Source organism: Streptomyces sp. S4.7 (genome assembly GCF_010384365.1).
GTDB lineage: Bacteria > Actinomycetota > Actinomycetes > Streptomycetales > Streptomycetaceae > Streptomyces.
Window position 1 is genome coordinate 921,035 of sequence record NZ_CP048397.1, and the last position, 19,185, is coordinate 940,219.

The 19,185-nt window shown below is 69.4% G+C and carries 16 protein-coding genes, 1 rRNA gene and 1 riboswitch; of the genes, 4 read left to right on the top strand and 13 right to left on the bottom strand.

Annotated elements, in window-relative coordinates; translation table 11 throughout:
• Positions 1–93: 93 nt before the first annotated feature.
• Positions 94–1,854 carry a substrate-binding domain-containing protein gene (locus SSPS47_RS03995; protein ID WP_164248788.1) on the top strand — a complete coding sequence of 587 codons (1,761 nt, stop codon included), beginning with the start codon at positions 94–96 and terminating at the stop codon, positions 1,852–1,854.
• 16 nt (positions 1,855–1,870) lie between these two features.
• Here the strand turns inward: SSPS47_RS03995 and SSPS47_RS04000 are convergent, their stop codons facing one another.
• Entirely contained in the window at positions 1,871–3,391 is a 1,521-nt protein-coding gene (locus SSPS47_RS04000) for a glutamate--cysteine ligase (protein WP_164248790.1), read from the bottom strand.
• Between the two features lie 511 nt (positions 3,392–3,902).
• Between SSPS47_RS04000 and SSPS47_RS04005 the strand changes: the two genes are divergently transcribed.
• Positions 3,903–4,508, top strand: a complete 606-nt coding sequence (locus tag SSPS47_RS04005; protein ID WP_147878673.1) for a hypothetical protein — start codon at positions 3,903–3,905, stop codon at positions 4,506–4,508.
• 351 nt (positions 4,509–4,859) lie between these two features.
• Positions 4,860–5,066, top strand: coding sequence for a DUF5999 family protein (locus SSPS47_RS04010; RefSeq protein ID WP_147878674.1), 207 nt, complete (start codon positions 4,860–4,862; stop codon positions 5,064–5,066).
• 71 nt (positions 5,067–5,137) lie between these two features.
• Here the strand turns inward: SSPS47_RS04010 and gcvP are convergent, their stop codons facing one another.
• Entirely contained in the window at positions 5,138–8,023 is a 2,886-nt protein-coding gene (gcvP, locus tag SSPS47_RS04015) for an aminomethyl-transferring glycine dehydrogenase (RefSeq protein ID WP_164248792.1), read from the bottom strand.
• Between the two features lie 178 nt (positions 8,024–8,201).
• A riboswitch (glycine riboswitch) is annotated at positions 8,202–8,299 on the bottom strand.
• Between the two features lie 112 nt (positions 8,300–8,411).
• Between gcvP and SSPS47_RS04020 the strand changes: the two genes are divergently transcribed.
• A complete protein-coding gene (locus SSPS47_RS04020; RefSeq protein WP_164248794.1) occupies positions 8,412–8,810 on the top strand; it encodes a PRC-barrel domain-containing protein in 399 nt (132 codons plus the stop codon).
• A gap of 180 nt (positions 8,811–8,990) precedes the next feature.
• Here SSPS47_RS04020 and SSPS47_RS04025 read toward each other — a convergent pair whose 3' ends face one another.
• The 11 genes from SSPS47_RS04025 to rrf form a co-directional block, all read right to left on the bottom strand.
• On the bottom strand, positions 8,991–10,391 hold the full coding sequence (locus SSPS47_RS04025) for a DNA polymerase IV (RefSeq protein ID WP_164248796.1): 1,401 nt from the start codon (positions 10,389–10,391) through the stop codon (positions 8,991–8,993).
• 47 nt (positions 10,392–10,438) lie between these two features.
• A complete protein-coding gene (locus SSPS47_RS04030) occupies positions 10,439–11,005 on the bottom strand; it encodes a MerR family transcriptional regulator (RefSeq protein WP_164248798.1) in 567 nt (188 codons plus the stop codon).
• A 182-nt stretch (positions 11,006–11,187) separates the two neighbouring features.
• Positions 11,188–11,661, bottom strand: a complete 474-nt coding sequence (locus SSPS47_RS04035) for a bifunctional nuclease family protein (protein ID WP_031232239.1) — start codon at positions 11,659–11,661, stop codon at positions 11,188–11,190.
• Positions 11,662–11,715: 54 nt separating this feature from the next.
• A complete protein-coding gene (locus SSPS47_RS04040) occupies positions 11,716–12,486 on the bottom strand; it encodes a MerR family transcriptional regulator (protein WP_164248800.1) in 771 nt (256 codons plus the stop codon).
• Between the two features lie 17 nt (positions 12,487–12,503).
• Positions 12,504–13,418, bottom strand: a complete 915-nt coding sequence (locus SSPS47_RS04045) for an FHA domain-containing protein (RefSeq protein ID WP_164254374.1) — start codon at positions 13,416–13,418, stop codon at positions 12,504–12,506.
• 85 nt (positions 13,419–13,503) lie between these two features.
• Positions 13,504–14,271: a DUF881 domain-containing protein gene (locus SSPS47_RS04050; RefSeq protein ID WP_164248802.1), complete on the bottom strand. Its 768-nt coding sequence runs from the start codon at positions 14,269–14,271 to the stop codon at positions 13,504–13,506.
• A 5-nt stretch (positions 14,272–14,276) separates the two neighbouring features.
• A complete protein-coding gene (locus tag SSPS47_RS04055) occupies positions 14,277–14,609 on the bottom strand; it encodes a small basic family protein (protein WP_023543062.1) in 333 nt (110 codons plus the stop codon).
• Entirely contained in the window at positions 14,606–15,535 is a 930-nt protein-coding gene (locus tag SSPS47_RS04060; protein WP_147878681.1) for a DUF881 domain-containing protein, read from the bottom strand. The genes SSPS47_RS04055 and SSPS47_RS04060 overlap by 4 nt, the downstream gene beginning before the upstream one ends.
• A 97-nt stretch (positions 15,536–15,632) precedes the next feature.
• The gene (locus SSPS47_RS04065) at positions 15,633–18,128 is read right to left on the bottom strand and encodes a mannose-1-phosphate guanyltransferase (RefSeq protein WP_164248804.1); all 2,496 of its coding nucleotides are present in this window, start codon (positions 18,126–18,128) and stop codon (positions 15,633–15,635) included.
• Positions 18,129–18,242: 114 nt separating this feature from the next.
• A complete protein-coding gene (gene pgsA, locus SSPS47_RS04070) occupies positions 18,243–18,851 on the bottom strand; it encodes a CDP-diacylglycerol--glycerol-3-phosphate 3-phosphatidyltransferase (protein ID WP_078078411.1) in 609 nt (202 codons plus the stop codon).
• 176 nt (positions 18,852–19,027) lie between these two features.
• Positions 19,028–19,144 (bottom strand): 5S ribosomal RNA (gene rrf, locus SSPS47_RS04075).
• Positions 19,145–19,185: the final 41 nt, after the last annotated feature.

A 19,185-nucleotide genomic window follows, 5' to 3' on the forward strand; every position in this document is an offset into this window, starting at 1 on the left:
CGAAGATCGCGCTACACGTCGGGGGACGGGCGTTTTACAGCGGGCCGAGGTCCCCCATTTTCCTTGTTCAGGTCAAGGAGGGGCACCACCGCCATGGAACGTCACAGCTTGCCCGACGACGAGACGACGGACAGCACCAGGGGCCGTCGCCCGCGCCGTCGCACCGTACTGATCGCCACGGCTCTCGTGCTGAGCGTGGCGGCGGGGACGGGTGTGGCCGCGCAGAGCGGTCTGCTGTCCTTCTCCGACGGCTGCAAGGGCTCGGCCGTGCGGATCGACCTGGCGGCCTCGCCGGACATCGCCCCCGCCGTGCGGGCAGTCGCCGACGACGCCCGCAGGAACAGGGTCACCTCCGACGGCCGCTGCGTCGACGTCCGCGTCGACGCGCGCGAGAACTACGAGATCGCCGACGGTCTCGCCACCGGCACGAGCGCCCCGGACTACGAGGTCTGGCTGCCCGACTCCGACGTGTGGGTCGAGCGCGCCCTGGACGCGGGCGACGGCGTCGCGCTGACACCCGCGGGCAACGCGGCGACCACACCGGTGACCCTGGCCGCGGTCCCCGCCGCCGGCACGAAGCTCGGCTGGCCCGAGAAGACGTACACCTGGGCGGAGTTGACGGGCGCCGCGGCCGGCAAGGACGCGCTGCGGCTCGGCGCGGCCGATCCGTCGCGCAGCGCCACCGGGCTGCTCGCGTTCAGCAGCGTCGTCGGGTCGACGCGCGAGGAGGACCCGGACAGCGACAGCCGGATCGCCGCCACCGCCGAGGCGCTGGCGGAGCGGGTGTCCGAATCGGACGGCCAGGTGGTCAGGTCACTGGTACGCGGCACCGCGGACAACGCGCGGGGCAACGAGGCGGTGTTCCTCACCGAACAGGCGGCGTTCGTCCACAACTCCGCCGACGACGGCGGCTCCGACCTCCAGCTGTTCTATCCGACGGACGCGGCCCCGGTGCTCAACTACCCGCTGAACCTGGTCAACGAGCCCGACCTGACCACGGAGGAGAGCCGCGCCGCGATGCGGTTCGTCTCCCTCCTGAATGAGGACGGGCCCCAGCGGACGATGGCGGAGCACGGGTTCCGTACGGGTCACTCCGTGGTGCCCGGCGGTCTGGTCCGTACGGCGGGCGGGCGGGCGCCGCAGCCGTTCGCCCTGACGAAGGCGCAGCCCCCGGCGGCCGACATGGTCGACGAGACGCTCGGCATGTGGACGGTCACCGTGCAGGACGCGCGGCTGACCGTCGTCGTGGACACCTCGGAGTCGATGGCCGGGCCCGTGCCGGGCCGTGGCGGCGAGTCCCGGATGGACGTCACGAAGACGTCGATGCTCCAGACCCTGGCCCAGTTCACGCCGGCGGACGAGGTGGGCCTGTGGGACTTCGCGGCGGGGCTCGACGGCGCGAAGGACTTCCGCAAGCTGGCGGAGACCGCGCCCCTCGGAGAGCGCGCCAACGACGGCGTCGTCCACCGCGAAAGCCTCTCGGACGCGGTCTCCGCGCTGGCGCCGGTGCCGACCGGGTCGGCGACGGGTATGTACGACACGACGCTGGCGGCCTTCAAGGAGGCCCAGTCGTCGTACGTGAGCGGCAAGTGCAACGCGGTCATCATCCTCTCCGGCGGCCCGGACACGGACACCGCGGCCCGCACGGCCCTGATGGACGAACTGCGAAAACTGGCCGACCCCCGGCGCCCCGTCCCCCTGATCGCCATCGCCGTCGGCCCGGAGGCGGACCGCGAGGAGATGGACGAGGTCGCCAGAATCACCGGCGGCGCGGGTTACGAGGTGAGCGACCCGTCGGAGATCCAGGCGGTGATGATCGAGGCGATCATGTCGGTGGGCGGCACCAAGCGGTAGCCCTTGGTACTCGACGTCAGGCGGACAGGTCAGGCATGCGGGCCGGGGCCGGGAAGCCCACCGGCCAGGTATGGACCGGGTCTCCCTGGTGCATGAGTTCGGCGTAGCGCCGCGTCGTCGCGGCGAGTGCCGCCTCTCGGCGGAGGCCGGCCTCCTGGGCCCGGTGGTAGGTGTCCACCTGCCACGAGGCACCGTTCACACGGCGCTCGCAGCGTCCCTCGATGACCCCGAGGTAGAAGTCGCGGTCGGCCGGTTCCACGTTCCACGCGTCGAGCCCCGCCGCCGCGAGCGGCAGCAGTTCGTCGCGGACGAGCCGGACCGCCGACACCTCGGCGACGCCGCCGCCGCGAGGCCACCGGAGCCGGGCCTCGATGCCGTCGCGGCACGCGGTCTCGAAGTTCCGCTCGGCGGCGGCGAACGGCAGCCGGGTCCACACGGGCCTGTCCTCCTCGGCGAGCGCGCGCACCAGACCGTAGTAGAAGGCGGCGTTCGCGACGACGTCCGTGACGGTCGGCCCGGCGGGCAGGACGCGGTTCTCGACCCGCAGATGGGGAAGGCCGTCCGCGACGTCGTACACGGGCCTGTTCCACCGGTACACGGTGCCGTTGTGCAGCACCAGCTCCGCGAGGCGCGGCGTACCGCCCTCGTCCAGGACCTGGTGCGGGTCCTCGTCGTCGCTCATCGGCAGCAGCGGCGGGAAATAGCGCAGATTCTCCTCGAAGAGGTCGTACGCGGAGTCGATCCAGCGTTCGCCGAACCAGGTCCGCGGCCGGACGCCCTGCGCCTGCAGCTCCGGCGGCCGGGTGTCGGTCGCCTGGAGGAAGAGCGGCGGCCTCGACTCGCGCCACAGCTCCTTCCCGAACAGGAAAGGCGCGTTGGCGCCGACCGCGATCTGCACGGCGGCCACGCACTGCGCCGCGTTCCACACGTCGGCGAAACGGTCCGGTGTGACCTGGAGATGCAACTGCACCGACGTACAGGCGGATTCGGGCGCGATCGAGGGTGAGCTGCACGTGAGCCGTTCCACCCCGTCGATGTCGAGCGCGAAATCCTCGCCCCGCGCGGCCACCATCTGGTCGTTGAGAAGTGTGTAGCGGTCCGCGTCCGAGAGGTTCGTCGAGACCACGTCGTCGAAGGAGAGCGTCGGCAGAATGCCGATCATCACAATCCCGGCGTCGACCTCATTCGCTTTGCGATGGGCGTATCCGAGCCCTGTGCGCAGTTCTTCCGCGAGCTGGTCGAGAACACGTCCACCGAGCCGGTGCGGTGCGATATTCACTTCCAGATTGAACATTCCGAGTTCCGTCTGGAAATCACGACTGGCGATCCGCTCAAGCACTTCCGCATTCATCATGCGCGGCATCCCGTCGGGACCGGCGAGATTCAGCTCGATCTCCAGACCCATCAGATTCCGGGGCCTGTCGAACCGCTTCTCCCCCAGCAGCCGCCCCAGCACCGCGAGGCACTGCTGGAGCTTCGCCCGGTATTTCTGCCGATCGGACAGGCCGGTACCGCCCGATTCGACCTTCTCCCCCATCGGAGGGTTCCTCCTTCACGTCGCCGTCCCGGACCGCCCCGGGCATCGCTTCACGATCGATAGTGCCCAGACTGAGTGATCCATAACGCCCCGTTTGCCCGCCGCGCCGGGTAGAGTGGACAGAACGGCCACGCGGCACATTCCTTGGGCATGGGCAGTGAGCAATTTCACTGCCCGCTTCGGCGGCAGAAAACGCGGACAGGTTTCGGCCTACCGTTCCGGCTGAATAACCCCAGGCCACGAGCCTGCGTTCACCGTTCATCTCACGGTTCATCGATGACGATTCCGAGCGAGATGGACCGGATATGCCCTTGTGCGCAATACGGGCGACAGCTAGAAGAAACATTCTGTGAACACGCATCGTATAAAGTGTGTGGGAACGAGGCAGAGAGTCGGAGCCCGGCCACGGCCTTGGGCCCTCCTCTGACCACGTGCGCCGACAGCGACGTCCGCACCCGCACCCCGCATCACAGACGCTTGACCGTGCCTACTGAGCGAGAGGCAACCCATCATGCCGCTGCATGTCCCCCTGGCTCCAGCGCCCGCCCTGCGCAGCGTCCTCGCGGCACTCGGTTCTCCCACCGCCGTGCGCGAGGCCCGCACACCCGCTCTCCGGTCCGTCCAGGGACCGCTGAGCCCCGAACTGCCCCTTCCGGTACACGTACTGGAACAGATCGCCCCGAGCAGTGACGCGCCCCAGACCCGGCTGGCCGGCTGGCGCTTCCTGATCCACAGCGGCGATCGTGCCGTCGCGGCGGCCGACACGATGCTCACCCCGGACGGCTGGGCGTTCTCGCGCTTCTTCGAGGGCCCCTACATCTCCGCCACCCAGCGGGCGGTCCGCCAGGCCGAGACCCTGAACTCCCCGTACCAGCCACGTCTGCTCTCGGTCCCCGGGCTCTACATGCTCACGCTGTGGCTGCATCAGGACGTCGAGGCGGACGCCTCGGCCGGCGCCCCGGCCCCGGCGGATCTCCTGATCCCGCTCGCTCCCGCCCCGCCGGGCATCGTGGCCCACCGGCCGCACCGGGTCGCCGATCTGCTCCCGATGATGGGCCTGCGCCTGACCTCGGAACTCCCGGCGGCCCCGGCCTCGCTGCTGAGCACTCCCGCCTGAGCGGTGCCGGTGGTCCGACGACGGACCACCGGCGTCCGGACCGCCTCCCGAGCGTCCCGAGCGCCTTAGCCTTAGAATGCCCCGTGACCCCCACCGGTCACGGGGCATTCTGTTTGCCCATCCGGACTAGTCCCGATGAGCCACCCCGAACCACCCGAACGGACACCCCAGTTGGGCTGAACCGTCCGGGCGGGTGACACGTCCTTAAGCAGAGACAAGCGCTGCCGCGAAATCCCTGCGGAACGACGCCCGTGGCGCAACACTGGGGTACGGACCAATAGAAACCGGGGGGCGGCCATGAATACATCGAGCCGCAGGACAGTCACCACGACGCAGCGAAAGAAACCGCCCATGTGCCAGCATCAGCCAGTCTGCCCGACAGCCGAGTCAGCCGACCGGGAAGCCGCGCGACTCGCGGCCCACCACCCCGAACAGGGCTGGAGCCTGCTGTGCAACGGCGTTCTTCTCTTCGAGGACACCGGCGAGTTGCTGCCCGACGGCCAGATCATCGCGCCGCACCGGCCGTCCGCGAGCGGGCAGGTGATGACGGCGGCCTGACGCCGTCCGTACCAAGGGGGGCCGGCCGGAGAGCTCACTCCGCACCGGCCCCGACGCAGTTGTGCCGTCCGTCAGTTGTCGTAGTCGTCCAGCGGCGGGCACGAGCACACGAGGTTGCGGTCACCGAACGCACCATCGATCCGGCGGACCGGCGGCCAGTACTTGTCGGCCGGCGAGACACCGGCCGGGAAGACCGCCTCCTGACGGCTGTACGCGTGCTCCCACCCCCCGCCCAGCGCGGCGGCCGTGTGCGGGGCGTTGCGCAGCGGATTGTCGTCCGCCGGCCACTCGCCCGACGCGACCTTCTCGATCTCGGCGCGGATCGCGATCATCGTCTCGCAGAACCGGTCCAGTTCGGTCAGGTCCTCGCTCTCGGTGGGCTCGATCATCAATGTGCCGGCCACCGGGAACGACATGGTCGGCGCGTGGAACCCGTAGTCGATGAGCCGCTTGGCGATGTCGTCGACACTGACGCCGGTCGCCTTCGACAGCGGACGCAGATCCACGATGCACTCGTGGGCCACGAGTCCGCCCGGACCCGCGTACAGGACCGGGAAGTGCGGCTCCAGGCGCTTGGCGATGTAGTTGGCGGCCAGGACGGCGACCTGCGTGGCGCGCTTCAGGCCCTCGCCGCCCATCAGCCGTACATAGGCCCAGGAGATCGGCAGTATCCCGGCGGAGCCCCAGGGGGCCGCCGAGATCGGTCCGACACCGGTCGCGGGCCCCGCCGCGGGCTGGAGCGGGTGGTTGGGCAGGTACGGCGCGAGGTGGGCGCGCACGCCGACCGGGCCGACACCGGGACCGCCGCCGCCGTGCGGGATGCAGAAGGTCTTGTGCAGGTTCAGGTGCGAGACGTCCGAGCCGAACCGGCCCGGCTTCGCCAGACCCACCAGCGCGTTGAGGTTCGCGCCGTCGACGTACACCTGCCCGCCGGCGTCGTGCACGGCCGCGCAGATGTCGGTGATGTGCTCCTCGAACACCCCGTGGGTGGAGGGGTAGGTGACCATCAGGACGGCCAGTTCGTCGCCGTACTTCTCGATCTTGGCGTGCAGGTCCTCGACGTCGACGTCACCGTCCTCGCGGGTCTTCACGACGACGACCTTCATACCGGCCATGACGGCGCTGGCGGCGTTCGTCCCGTGCGCGGAAGAGGGGATGAGGCAGACGGTGCGGCCGGTGTCTCCGTTGGCCCTGTGATACGCCCGTACGGCCAGCAGCCCGGCCAGTTCGCCCTGCGAGCCCGCGTTGGGCTGGAGGGACACCGCGTCGTAGCCGGTGACCTCCGCCAGGCGCTCCTCCAGCTCGCGGATCAGTGTGAGGTAGCCGCGCGCCTGGTCGGCCGGCGCGAAGGGGTGCAGCGCCGCGAACTCCGGCCAGGTCACCGGCTCCATCTCGGTGGTGGCGTTGAGCTTCATGGTGCAGGAGCCGAGGGGGATCATGCCCCGGTCCAGGGCGTAGTCCTTGTCGGCGAGCCGGCGCAGATAGCGCAGCATCGCGGTCTCGGAGCGGTGCTGGTGGAAGACCGGGTGCGCGAGGTAGTCGTCGGTGCGCAGCAGGGCGTCCGACAGCGCGTCGCGGGACGCGGCGTCCAGGGCCTCGATGTCACCCTTGACACCGAAGGCGGTCCACACGGCGGTGAGTTGGGTGCGTCCGGTGGTCTCGTCGCAGGCGAGCGAGACGAGGTCGGCGTCGACGAGGCGGAGGTTGACCCCGCCCTCTCGGGCGGCGCCCACCACGTCGGCGGCCCGGCCCGGGACCCGTACCGTCAGCGTGTCGAAGAAGGAGCCGTGCAGGATCTCGACGCCGCCGGCGCGCAGGCCGTCGGCGAGGACGGTCGCGAAGCGGTGGGTGCGCTCGGCGATCGCGCGCAGTCCGTCGGGGCCGTGGTAGACCGCGTACATTCCGGCCATCACGGCGAGCAGCACCTGGGCGGTGCAGATGTTGCTGGTGGCCTTCTCGCGCCGGATGTGCTGCTCACGCGTCTGCAGCGCGAGCCGGTACGCCTTGTTGCCGTCGGCGTCGACGGAGACCCCGACGAGCCGTCCGGGCAGGCTGCGGGCGAACTTCTCGCGCACGGCCATGAATCCGGCGTGGGGTCCGCCGAAGCCCATGGGGACGCCGAAGCGCTGGGTGGTGCCGACGGCGATGTCCGCGCCCAGCTCGCCGGGTGAGGTGAGCAGCGTGAGGGCCAGCAGGTCGGCGGCGACGGTGACGACGGCGCCCAGCTCGTGCGCCTGGTCGATGACTGGCTTGATGTCCCGTACGACGCCGGAGGCGCCCGGGTACTGGACGAGCACGCCGAAGACACCGCGCTCGGCGGCCTCGGCGGGGATCCCGTCGGCCAGGTCGGCGACGACGACGTCGACACCGGCCGGTTCGGCGCGGGTGCGGATCACGGCGACGGTCTGCGGCAGCGCGTCGGCGTCGACCAGGAAGACGCCGTCCTTCACCTTGCCGACCCGGCGGGCCAGGGCCATGGCCTCGGCGGCGGCCGTGCCCTCGTCCAGCAGGGAGGCTCCGGACGTCGGCAGGCCGGTCAGATCGGCCACGACGGTCTGGAAGTTGAGCAGCGCCTCCAGGCGGCCCTGGGAGATCTCGGGCTGGTAGGGGGTGTACGCGGTGTACCAGGCCGGGTTCTCCATCACGTTGCGCAGGATCACCGGCGGTGTGAACGTGCCGTAGTAGCCGAGGCCGATCATCGGGGCGAGGACCTGGTTGCGGTCGGCGAGGGATCGCAGCTCCGCCAGGACCTCCGCCTCGGTACGCGCGTCGGGCAGCCGGAGGGCCTCGGCGCTCTTGATCACGTCGGGCACCGCGGCGGCGGTCAGCTCGTCGAGCGAGCCGTAGCCGACCTGCGCGAGCATCTTCGCCTGGGCGGCGGCGTCGGGTCCGATGTGGCGCCGCTCGAAGGGCGTGCCCCGCTCCAGCTGGGAGAGCGGCGTGCGGTGGTCTGTCATACGGGAGGCCTCCTGGTCTGGCGCGACCTGCGAGGGGCACCGGTACACGGGTGCCCGGACGGCCTCCCCCTCTGTCACATCAACCTGAGAGTTTCACCGGTCCGCCGCGTGGCGGGCCGGCTTTCACCGTCGGTGAGAACCGATGCCGTCCGACACCTGTTCTGCTTTCCAGAGTGACCTCGTCCATGCGGTACGGGGGCCTGAGAGTTTCCGGGGAGGATTTGCTCCTTCGGCGCCTCCGGCAGTCTCACCGGATGGCTCTCCCGCACGGGGTCGACAGCCACTGGCCAGCCTACCAGCGAGGTCTCGCCATGGAGTTCGAGTGGCCGATACCCGCGATGTGCCCTTTCGTAGGGTGAGGGAGCATGTGCGACCAGTTGGAGGGACCGTGCAGACCGACATCGATCCGCGCAGGCTGATCGGCCGTAAGGCGTACGACCGCGACGGGCACAAGATCGGCACCGTCGACGAGGTGTATCTGGACGACGCGACCGGCGTGCCCGAGTGGGCGGCGGTGAGGACCGGGCTGTTCAGCCGGGACGCGTTCGTGCCGCTGGCCCCCAGCACCTACCGCGACGAGACGCTGCACGTCCCGTACGAACGCGGCCTGATCAAGGGCGCCCCCGACTTCGGTGTCGGCCGGCACCTCTCCCCCGACCAGGAGATCCAGCTCTACCACCACTACCAGCTGGCCCTGCCGGAACCGGCGGCCCCGGAGACCCCGCCCCGTCCGGCCGACCGTGACTTCGGCCATGTGGCGGGCCGCGACGAACCGGGCGCCCGCTAGGTCCTGTCTTCGAACTGGCGTCGTCCGCCCGCGGGGCGGGGCTCACGGTGTCCGGTGCGTGCGATCGCAAGACGGAGGATCGCTCATCGCTCGCGTACCGGGCGTACTTGGGCGAGTCCGACAACGCGGCTGGTGTGCGTGCCAGGCGTCGTGAGCCAGACTCCAGTGTGAAGACAGGATCTAGGCAGGCGGTGCCGCCAAATCCGGTGGCACGGCGACCAGTGGCAACGGCTCCGACAGCTCCAGGTCGGGGTCGTCCGTACGGAACGTCCGCACCCGGCCCGGGACCACCGACGTCGGCTCCTCGAACCGTACGGTGACCCGCCCCACGCCACTGCCCTGCACCCACCCCGCGCCGTACTCGGCATGCCGCACGTCGTGCCCGGCGGGCCAGTGCCGCTCGGTGGCCGCCCCGGGGTCGGACTCCGGCTCCCGCTCGGGCCGCGGCTCGGGCTCCTTGTCCGCCACCGCGTCCGCCCCGTCACCGGCGCCCGTGGCTTGCGCGTCCGCCGCCGCCTGCGCGAACAGGTCCTCCTGGGTGTAGTCGGTCAGCCCCGTCACCCCGACCCCCAGCAGCCGCACCCCTCCGGTGGTGTCCAGGGACTCCAGCAGCCTCCCCGCGGCCTCACGCACCACGCCCGCGTCGTCCGTGGGTCCGCGGAGCGTCTCGGAGCGGGTGAGCGTCGAGAAGTCGTACCGCCGCACCTTGAGGACGATCGTCCGGCCCGAATGCCCGGACCGCCGCAGCCGCTGGACACACCGGTCCGCCAGCCGGTCCACCTCCGTCCTGACCCGCACCCGGTCGTGCAGGTCGACGTCGAAGGTGTCCTCGACGGAGACGGACTTGGTCTCGCGCTCGGCCACCACCGGCCGGTCGTCGTGCCCCGACGCCATCCGGTACAGAGACGCGCCGTGCGCCTTCCCCACGAGCCGTACGAGCTCGTCCTCGCCGGCCTCCGTCAGATCGGCGATGGTGGTCATTCCCGCCCGGCGCAGATGCTCGCCGGTGGCGGGCCCCACCCCGGGCAGCGTCCGTACGCTCATCGGTCCCAGCAGCTCGCGCTCCGTGCCCGGCTCCATGAGCACCAGGCCGTCCGGTTTGGCCTGCTCGGAGGCGATCTTCGCGAGCATCTTGGACCCGGCGAGGCCCACTGAGCCGGTCAGGCCGGTCACCGCCCTGATCTCACGGCGCAGCCGCTCGCCGGTCGCCCGCGCCGACGCCGAGTCGCAGGCTGATCCGCCCGCCTCCAGATCGACGAACGCCTCGTCGAGGCTCAGCGGCTCCACCAGCGGTGACAGCCGGCCCAGCAGCTCCATGACCTGCTCGCTGACCGTGCGGTAGAGCGTGAAGCGCGGCACCAGATAGGCCGCGTTCGGCGCGAGCCGTCTCGCCTGCGCCATCGGCATGGCCGAGTGGATCCCGAACCGTCTCGCCTCGTACGACGCCGTCGAGACCACCCCGCGCGGACCGAGACCCCCGACGACGACCGGCTTTCCACGCAGGCTCGGCTTCGCGGCCTGCTCGGCGGCGGCGAAGAAGGCATCCATGTCGAGATGCAGGACGGTCGGCGCGGGTCTCACCCCACCGATGCTCCCCTACGCCACTGACAATCGCCCCGGAGAGGGCCTCAGACGGCCCGGTCGCGGCGTCTGCGGGCGAGTTCGTCGGCGGGGTTGTGGCCGATCAGTGTCTCGCCGGTGTCGACGCGCTCCCCGTGCAGCTGCGAGAGCGCCGCCTCCACGTCCCGCCACACGACCCCGACGGCGATGCCGAAGACGCCCTGACCGCCCTGGAGGAGGTTCACGACCTCGTCCGGGGACGAACACTCGTACACCGTCGCGCCGTCGCTCATGAGCGTCATGCGCTCCAGGTCCGCCGCCTCGCGCCCGCACAGGTGCCGCAGGGCCGCCCGGATGTTCTGCAGGGCGACGCCGGTGTCCAGGAAGCGCTTCACGATCTTGAGGAAGACGACGTCCCGAAAGCTGTAGAGCCGCTGGGAGCCCGACCCCCGCGCGGGGCGCACACTCGGCTCGACCAGCCCCGTGCGCGCCCAGTAGTCCAACTGGCGGTACGTGATGCCCGCCGCCGCGCAGGCGGTCGGTCCCCGGTAGCCGACCGTGTCGGTCGCGGGGTCGGACGTACTGCCGTGAAACGGGTACGGGTCGTTCGCCGTACCGTCGCCGCTGCTTCTCACACCGACCTCCCTTGACCTGCCCCGTCGACGGTAAGCAGTCCCTCCGGGCGCGTCAACGATCGCCACGCTGGGCACGCCGAGTGATAATCACCCTGAGAGTGGTTTCCCGTGCCCCGTCACCGGGAAAGGCTGGTCGAATGCGCTGGCGGAGTCCGGTGTGACGATTGTCGGCCGTGCGCCGCTCACTGGCTGTTGGTCCCGAAATCCTCCGGAGAGATCTGGTCGAGGAATTCGCGGAACTTCTCCACCTCGTCCTCCTGCTCGTCGGGGATGGCGATGCCCGCATCGTCCAGCACCCCGTCGCTGCCGTAGATGGGCGTGCCGGTGCGCAGTGCCAGCGCTATGGCGTCGGACGGCCTGGCACTCACCTCGACACCGCTCGCGAAGACCAGCTCCGCGTAGAAGACTCCTTCGCGCAGGTCGGTGATGCGCACCTGCGTCAGTTCCTGGCCCACTGCCTCAAGGACATCCTTGAAGAGGTCATGGGTCAGTGGTCGGGCCGGTGCCATGCCCTGTTGGGCGAAGGCAATGGCGGTAGCTTCCCCAGGCCCGATCCAGATGGGAAGGTACCGGTCGCCTCCCACTTCACGCAGGAGCACGATCGGTTGGTTGGAGGGCATTTCCACCCGGACACCCACGACGTCGAGCTCGTTCACACAGCAACCCTAGGACGTGCCCGGTCGGTTTGGGTAGTCGGACTCCCCTCAAGATCAGGTAAGCCGGACTCCGAGGGCCGTCTGCACCAGTGCCGCGTGGAGTCTCACGGAGAGCGCGGCGAGCTCCTTCGTCGCGGCCTCGGCATGGGCCCTGGTCTGCGGATTGCGGTGCAGGCGCAGGGGAGCGACGACCTGTTCGACCAGTCCGGCCTCACGGTCGGCGGCCGCTTTCACCGCTCGTAGATGCCGTGGTTCCAGACCGAATCTTCCGAGTTCCGCGACAATTTTCGCCACCGTCACGGTCTCGGAGTCGTAGCCGCCATCCGCCATCGGGGCGATGAGGCCGTACGCCTCCCACTCGTCCAGGTCACTCTCGCCCGCGTCGGTGGCCGCCAGCAGCTCCGCACGGCCGATCGTCGGGACGGTGGGCGCCTCGGGCTCCGCGTCCCACGTGGAGCCGAGGAGCTCGCGCTGGCCGCCCTGGGCGTCCTGGGAGCCCTGGGAGCCCTGCGCGGGCAGCGGGGGCCGGTCACCGCGCGCGACGGCGTCGAGATGCTCCCTGATGACCTTGAGGGGCAGATAGTGGTCCCGTTGCATGCGCAGGACCTGGGTGAGGCGCTCGATGTCCTCGGGGCCGAACTTCCGGTACCCCGACGGGGTACGCCGGGGCTCGACGAGACCTTCGGACTCCAGGAAACGGATCTTGGAGATGGTGACCTCGGGGAACTCGTCCCTGAGCTGGTTCAGCACCATGCCGATGCTGACCAGAGGGTCACCCGTGGGGGCGGTGCCGTGACCGGCACCGCCCGTAGGCGGTCGCAGCATGAGCCTTCCCTGAAGGGTCACACGCCCCGCTGGCTCGCGTAGAAGACCAGCCGGTACTTGCCGATCTGGACCTCGTCGCCGTTCGACACGGCCACGGCGTCGATCCGCTCCCGGTTGACGTACGTGCCGTTGAGACTGCCGACGTCGGAGACCGTGAAGTGGCCCTCGGGGCTCCTGCGGAACTCGACGTGCCGCCGGGACACGGTGACGTCGTCGAGGAAGATGTCGCTCTGCGGATGCCTGCCGGCCGTCGTCAGATCGCCGTCCAGCAGGAAACGGCTTCCCGAGTTGGGGCCGCGGCGCACGACCAGCAGCGCGGAGCCGAGCGGAAGCGCGTCCACCGCGGCCTGCGCCTCCGGCGAGAGCGAGGGAACGGCCGTCTGACCGGTCGCTTCCGCCTCGTACGCCTCAAGGCCCGAGATGGAGATGGTCGACGTCGTCTCCGAAGGACGCTCCGCGGGCGTTCCCGCCCTCAGCGGCGCACCGCAGTTGGAGCAGAACCGACTGTCCTGGGTGTTGCGGTGCCCGCACCTCGTACAAACCGGCAAGGCCGACATGGACGGACCCTCCTGACCGGGGGGAAACCCTCCACCCGTACTTGAGGTTGATGGTCCACCGAAACCTATGCCGCCGGGGTTCGTGGGGTCAACAGACGACGCGCCCTGACCGCCCGAATTGTCCCCACCGGGGGCGCCGACCTCGTCACGGAAGAGCGGACGCTCGCCGCCCTGCTCCCCGTCCTGGCCGTGGCGCGGTGCGCGATGCCGGGCGTTGCCGCCGTCCTCGCGTGCACTCCTGCCGAACAACTTCCCAAACAACTTCACGGGCGATTCCCCTTGACCTGAACAGACCCGCCCGTGGGGCAGGACGAACCCTGAATGAACACACCTGCCGACTCGGACATCTTCACAACGTCCGTATCCATCAGACAGTTTCCACCACGCACCACGCGGAATGTGCGCCGACCCCCCGGAACCTTCTGCCCTCGTCCCCCGGTCCGCATGCGCACCGGCCACATCACGACGACGACCGAGCGTAGTCAGGCCGCTGCGCCGGTCGCAAGGCGTCGACGACGATCTCGTCCGCCGCCGCGACCGTGGCCGTGGCCTGCTCCTTCTCCAGTGTCTGCACCACACCTCCGGGGATGTTGAGCGCCGGCTCCAGATCCTGCGGTTTGCCGATCACCTTGAAACGGTACGGGGCGCCGATCCGCTTCCCGTCCACCTCGATGTCACCGTCACTGCCGGAGAGGTACGTCGCCGCCACCACCCGGACCCCGTTCACCTGGATCGCCTCGGCGCCGGCCGCCCGCAGTTCCTGGATCGCGTCGAGCAGCATGTCCGAGTCGATGCTGTCGCCGTGGTCCTGGACGGTCAGCGTGATCCCGGGCCCCTGGGCGGCGACCGTACCGGCCAGGATGCCGAGCTGCTGCTCCTTCTCCCGCGTCTGCTTACGTGCCTCCTCGGCCTGGTCGGAGCTGGTCTCCAGCTCCGTCTGCTGGTCGTCCAGCCGCTGCTTCTCGTCCTCGAGCCGCTCCGTACGGCCGTCGAGCTCGTCCAGGATCCTTACGAGGTCCTCCTGGCGCGCCCCGCGCAGCGCGCTGTCGTCGTTGGTCGACCTGACCTGAATGGCGAGACCGAGTCCCAGCACGAACAGCAGGACGGCGACGATCAGTTGGGCGCGGGTGACCCGCGGCGGCCACAGTCCGGCGGCGAGCCGCTGGCGGCCCGTCAGCTGCCGCGGCTCGGAGGGCGGCGGGGGCGGCGGGGTCTGTTCGCTGGTCATCGGCGTCACGCCCGGAAGACGTGCCGGCGGATCGCGGCAGCGTTGGAGAAGATCCGGATGCCGAACACCACGACCACACCGGTGGACAGCTGGGCGCCGACACCGAGCTTGTCACCGAGGAAGACGATGAGCGCCGCCACCACCACGTTCGACAGGAACGACACCACGAAGACCTTGTCGACGAAGATCCCGTCGAGCATGGCCCGAAGCCCCCCGAAGACCGCGTCCAGAGCGGCGACGACGGCGATCGGCAGATAGGGCTCGACCACCGCCGGCACTTCGGGTCGAACCAACAGTCCGACCACGACTCCCACGACGAGGCCAAGTACCGCGATCACGATGTGCCCTTCTCTGTGTCTGCCGCGGCCCCTCCGTCGCCCTTCCCCGGGTCGGCGGCCTTCGGCTCTGCTGTACGTACGATCAGGCTCGGCGCGGCAGGAAGGCGCACCGTCTCCTGGTCGGAAATGCTGGTGCGGACACCGAAGTTCTCCCGCAGCGAGTGCAGGTACTGCCCGTCGGCGCTGTCCTGGAATGCGGTGCTCAGGTTCTTCCCGTCCCCCACGGCCAGCACCGTGTACGGCGGCACCAGCGGCTTGTTGTCGACCAGTATGGCCTCACCGGCGGCCCTGATCGCCGAAAGGGCCGTCAGACGCTGGCCGTTGATGGACACCGCCTCGGCGCCGGACGCCCACAGACCGTTGATGATCTGCTGCATGTCCCGGTCCCTGACCCGGCCGTTGTCCGAGAAGTTGGTGCTCTCACGGGGGCCGCCGGCGCTCTCGTCGGCGGACTTCGCGTCGTCGACGACGAGCTTCACGCCCGGCCCCTCGACCTCCGTGGAACCCGACAGGAGAGCCACCAGTTCGCCCTGTTCGCCGCCGTGCTCCCGCAGCGCCTCGCGCTGCTGGGCGCCCACCTCGTCACGGAGCTTGTCCACCGTGCGTTCGAGGGTGTCCGCGGTGGCCGTCTCGGCGTCGATCCGGTCGATCAGCTCTTCGCGCTCCTTGGCGACGACCGGCGCGTCGATCCGCGCCTCCGCCGCGCCCACGGTGACCACCAGCGCGGCCAGTACGAGCCCCGCGGCGAGGCCCAGCTTGGCGCGGAGAGTACGGGGCAGTCCGCCGTCCTCCGCGGCCCTGCGGGCCGCCGCCTCGGCGTAACCGTCGTCCAGGCTGTGGTCCATCACATTGTTCAGCAGCGACATGGACGCGTCGGGACGCCGGGGTGGCGACGGGGTGCTCCGAACGGGTGGCTGCTGCGGCATGCCGCACATCGTCGCACGGCGTGGGCGTTACCGCCGAATGGCCCCACCGGTGTGCCGGAGGGCGTGGACCACCCGCCTCCGGCACACCGTGATCAGGTCACTGACCTGCGCTGTCCACGACCGCCGACCACTCGTCGAGCAGCGCCTGAGCGGAGGCGTCGTCCGGTCCCTCGGCCCACAAATGGGTGGCGGCCTCGGCGGGCGCGGGAAGCACCATCACCCACCGTCCGTCGGCCTCCACGACCCGGACTCCGTCGGTCGTGTCGACGTCCCGGTCGCCGGCCGCCTCCACGACCCGCCGCATGACCAGACCCTTGACGGCCCAGGGCGTCGCCAGATCCCTGCGCAGCACATGGGCACGGGGAATGCGGGCGTCGATCTGGCTGAGCGTGAGCTGCGTACGGGCGACCAGACCCAGCAGCCGTACGAAGGCCGCCGTGCCGTCGAGGAGACTGCTGAACTCCGGAACGATGAAAGCGCCTCGGCCGTCACCTCCGAAGATCGTGGAGTCCTCGCGGCCGACCCGTGTCAGGTCGTCGGGCGACGTGGTCGTCCACTCGACCTGGGTCCCGTGGTACGCGGCGACCTGCTCGGCGATCCTGGTGGTCGTCACGGGCAGTGCCACCCGCCCGCTGCGCCGCTCGGCGGCGACCAGGTCGAGCAGCACCAGCAGGGCACGGTCGTCCTCGATGATCCGGCCGCGCTCGTCGACGAGCGACAGCCGCTCACCCACGGGGTCGAACCGCACCCCGAAGGACGCCCGCGCCGATGCCACGATCTCGCCCAGCCTGACCAGACCGGACCTGCGCGACTCGACGGTCTCGGTGGGACGCGCCTCGTCGAGGCCCGGATTGATGGTCAGGGCGTCGACTCCGAGCCGTCCGAGAAGACTGGGCAGAACGAGGCCGGCGCTGCCGTTGGACGCGTCGACGACGACCTTGAGGCCGGCCTCGGCGATTCCCGACGTATCGACATTCCTGAGCAGTGAGCCGGTGTACGAGTCGAAGACGCTCGCCGGGAAGTGCAGGTCCCCGATCTCACCGGGGAAGGCCCTGCGGTACTCCTGCCTCGCGTACACCCGGTCCAGCTTGCGCTGGCCGCCCTGCGAGAGGTCGGCGCCGCGCTCGTCGAAGAACATGATGTCGACGGAGTCCGGCACACCCGGCGTCGTACGGATCATGATGCCGCCGGCGCTGCCCCGCCCCGTCTGCTGCCGGGCCACCGGCAAGGGGACGTTCTCCAGATCGCGTACGTCGATGGCGCTGGCCTGGAGCGCGGAGATCACGGCCCTCTTGAGGGCACGCGCACCACGCGAGTGGTCGCGCGCCGTGGTGACCGTGGAGCCCTTCTTCAGAGTCGTCGCGTACGCACCGGCCAGCCGCACGGCCAGCTCGGGCGTGATCTCCACGTTGAGGATTCCGGAGACCCCGCGCGCGCCGAAGAGATGCGCCTGGCCCCTGGACTCCCAGATCACCGAGGTGTTGACGAACGCGCCGGCCTCGATGGTCTTGAACGGATACACCCGGACGTTGCCCTGGATGATGGATTCCTCGCCGACAAGGCACTCGTCACCGATGACCGCGCCGTCCTCGATCCGGGCGGCGCGCATGATGTCGGTGTTCTTGCCGATCACGCAGCCACGCAGATTGCTGTGCTGCCCGATGTACACGTTGTCGTGCACGACGGCCCGGTGGAGGAAAGCCCCCGACTTGACGACCACGTTGGACCCGATGACGGTGTGCTCGCGAATCTCGGCGTCCGCCTCGACCTTGGCGTAGTCACCGATGTAGAGCGGACCGCGGAGAACTGCGTCCGGATGTACCTCGGCGCCTTCGGCGACCCATACTCCCGGGGAGATCTCGAACCCGTCGAGATCGACGTCGACCTTGCCCTCCAGGACATCCGCCTGGGCCTTCACATAGCTCTCGTGCGTCCCGACGTCTTCCCAGTAGCCCTCGGCGATATAGCCGTAGACGGGCTTGCCCTCCTTCATCAGCTGAGGGAAGACATCGCCGGACCAGTCGACCGAGGTGTCGGCCTCGACATAGTCGAAGACCTCGGGCTCCATCACGTAGATGCCGGTGTTCACGGTGTCCGAGAACACCTGCCCCCAGGTGGGCTTCTCCAGGAAGCGGTCGACCTTCCCCTCCTCGTCCACGATCGTGATGCCGAATTCCAGTGGATTCGGCACACGGGTCAGACACACCGTGACCAGCGCGCCCTTCTCCTTGTGGAAGGCGATGAGGTCCGTCAGGTCAAAGTCGGTGAGAGCGTCACCGGAAATGACAAGAAAAGCATCGTCCTTGAGCGCCTCTTCGGCGTTCTTCACACTCCCCGCAGTGCCGAGCGGCTTCTCCTCATTGGCATAGGTGAGCTCCATTCCAAGCTCTTCGCCGTCGCCGAAATAGTTCTTCACGAGAGAGGCGAGAAACTGAACGGTGACAACGGTCTCACTGAGCCCGTGCCGCTTGAGCAAACGCAGCACATGCTCCATGATCGGCCGATTCGCCACCGGCAGCAACGGCTTGGGCATGCTCGAGGTCATGGGACGAAGACGTGTGCCTTCGCCGCCAGCCATCACGACTGCCTTCATGTCGGAAGCGTCCTCCTTGAAGAGACGGTCTCGCCGACGTCACCCATCTGAACAGGCCGCGTGGCAGGCATCAGGTGCGGGCCGGCGACTCTGCACGGCACCACATCGGCGAGCTCAATCGGCCACTCTGTCCGCTCTGACGAGACGGCGGACCTGGACCACGTAGAGGATCCCTGCCCACCAGTACAGGGTTGTACCCCATCCAGCGAACGCCCATCCGAAAACTTCGGCAAGTGCTGCGAGCCATCCACTCCCGTCGCTGAGTAGCAGCAACGGGAAGGCGTACATCAAGTTGAAGGTAGCCGCCTTTCCCAGGAAGTTCACCTGGGGAGGCGGATAGCCGTGTCTGCGGAGGATTCCCACCATCACCAGCAGCATCAGCTCACGGGCCAGCAGCGCCGCGGTCAGCCAGAGGGGCAGGATCTCGCGCCAGGTCAGACCGACGAGGGTGGAAAGGATGTACAGCCGGTCGGCGGCGGGGTCCAGAAGGCGTCCGAGATTGCTGATCTGGTTCCAGCGGCGGGCGAGGTAGCCGTCGAGATAGTCGGTCACCCCGCTGAGCATCAGGACGAGCAATGCCCAGCCGTCGCTGTTCGGCCCGCCGAACTCCGGACGGAGGATGAGCCACAGGAAGAGCGGCACGCCCAGGAGGCGAGCCATGCTCAGGATGTTGGGGATGGTGAACACCCGATCCGTCTGGACGCGGGTCTCCTGAACCTCCACCCGGGGGCCTCCTGTGCGGGGATGTACCAACGATGCCCCCTGACCTTACCCGGACGGGCGGCCGGCGGACGCTGTGGGGGTTTGGGGGGGGTGTGGCCCTGCCGGGGGGTCACAGAAAAGGGTCTTGAACGCAGGAATGCCCCGCACCAGAGGTGCGGGGCATTCCCACAAAGATTGTTCGGCGGCGTCCTACTCTCCCACAGGGTCCCCCCTGCAGTACCATCGGCGCTGAAAGGCTTAGCTTCCGGGTTCGGAATGTAACCGGGCGTTTCCCTAACGCAATGACCACCGAAACACAATGAAACACATGAACAAACCGGATGACCACACGGAA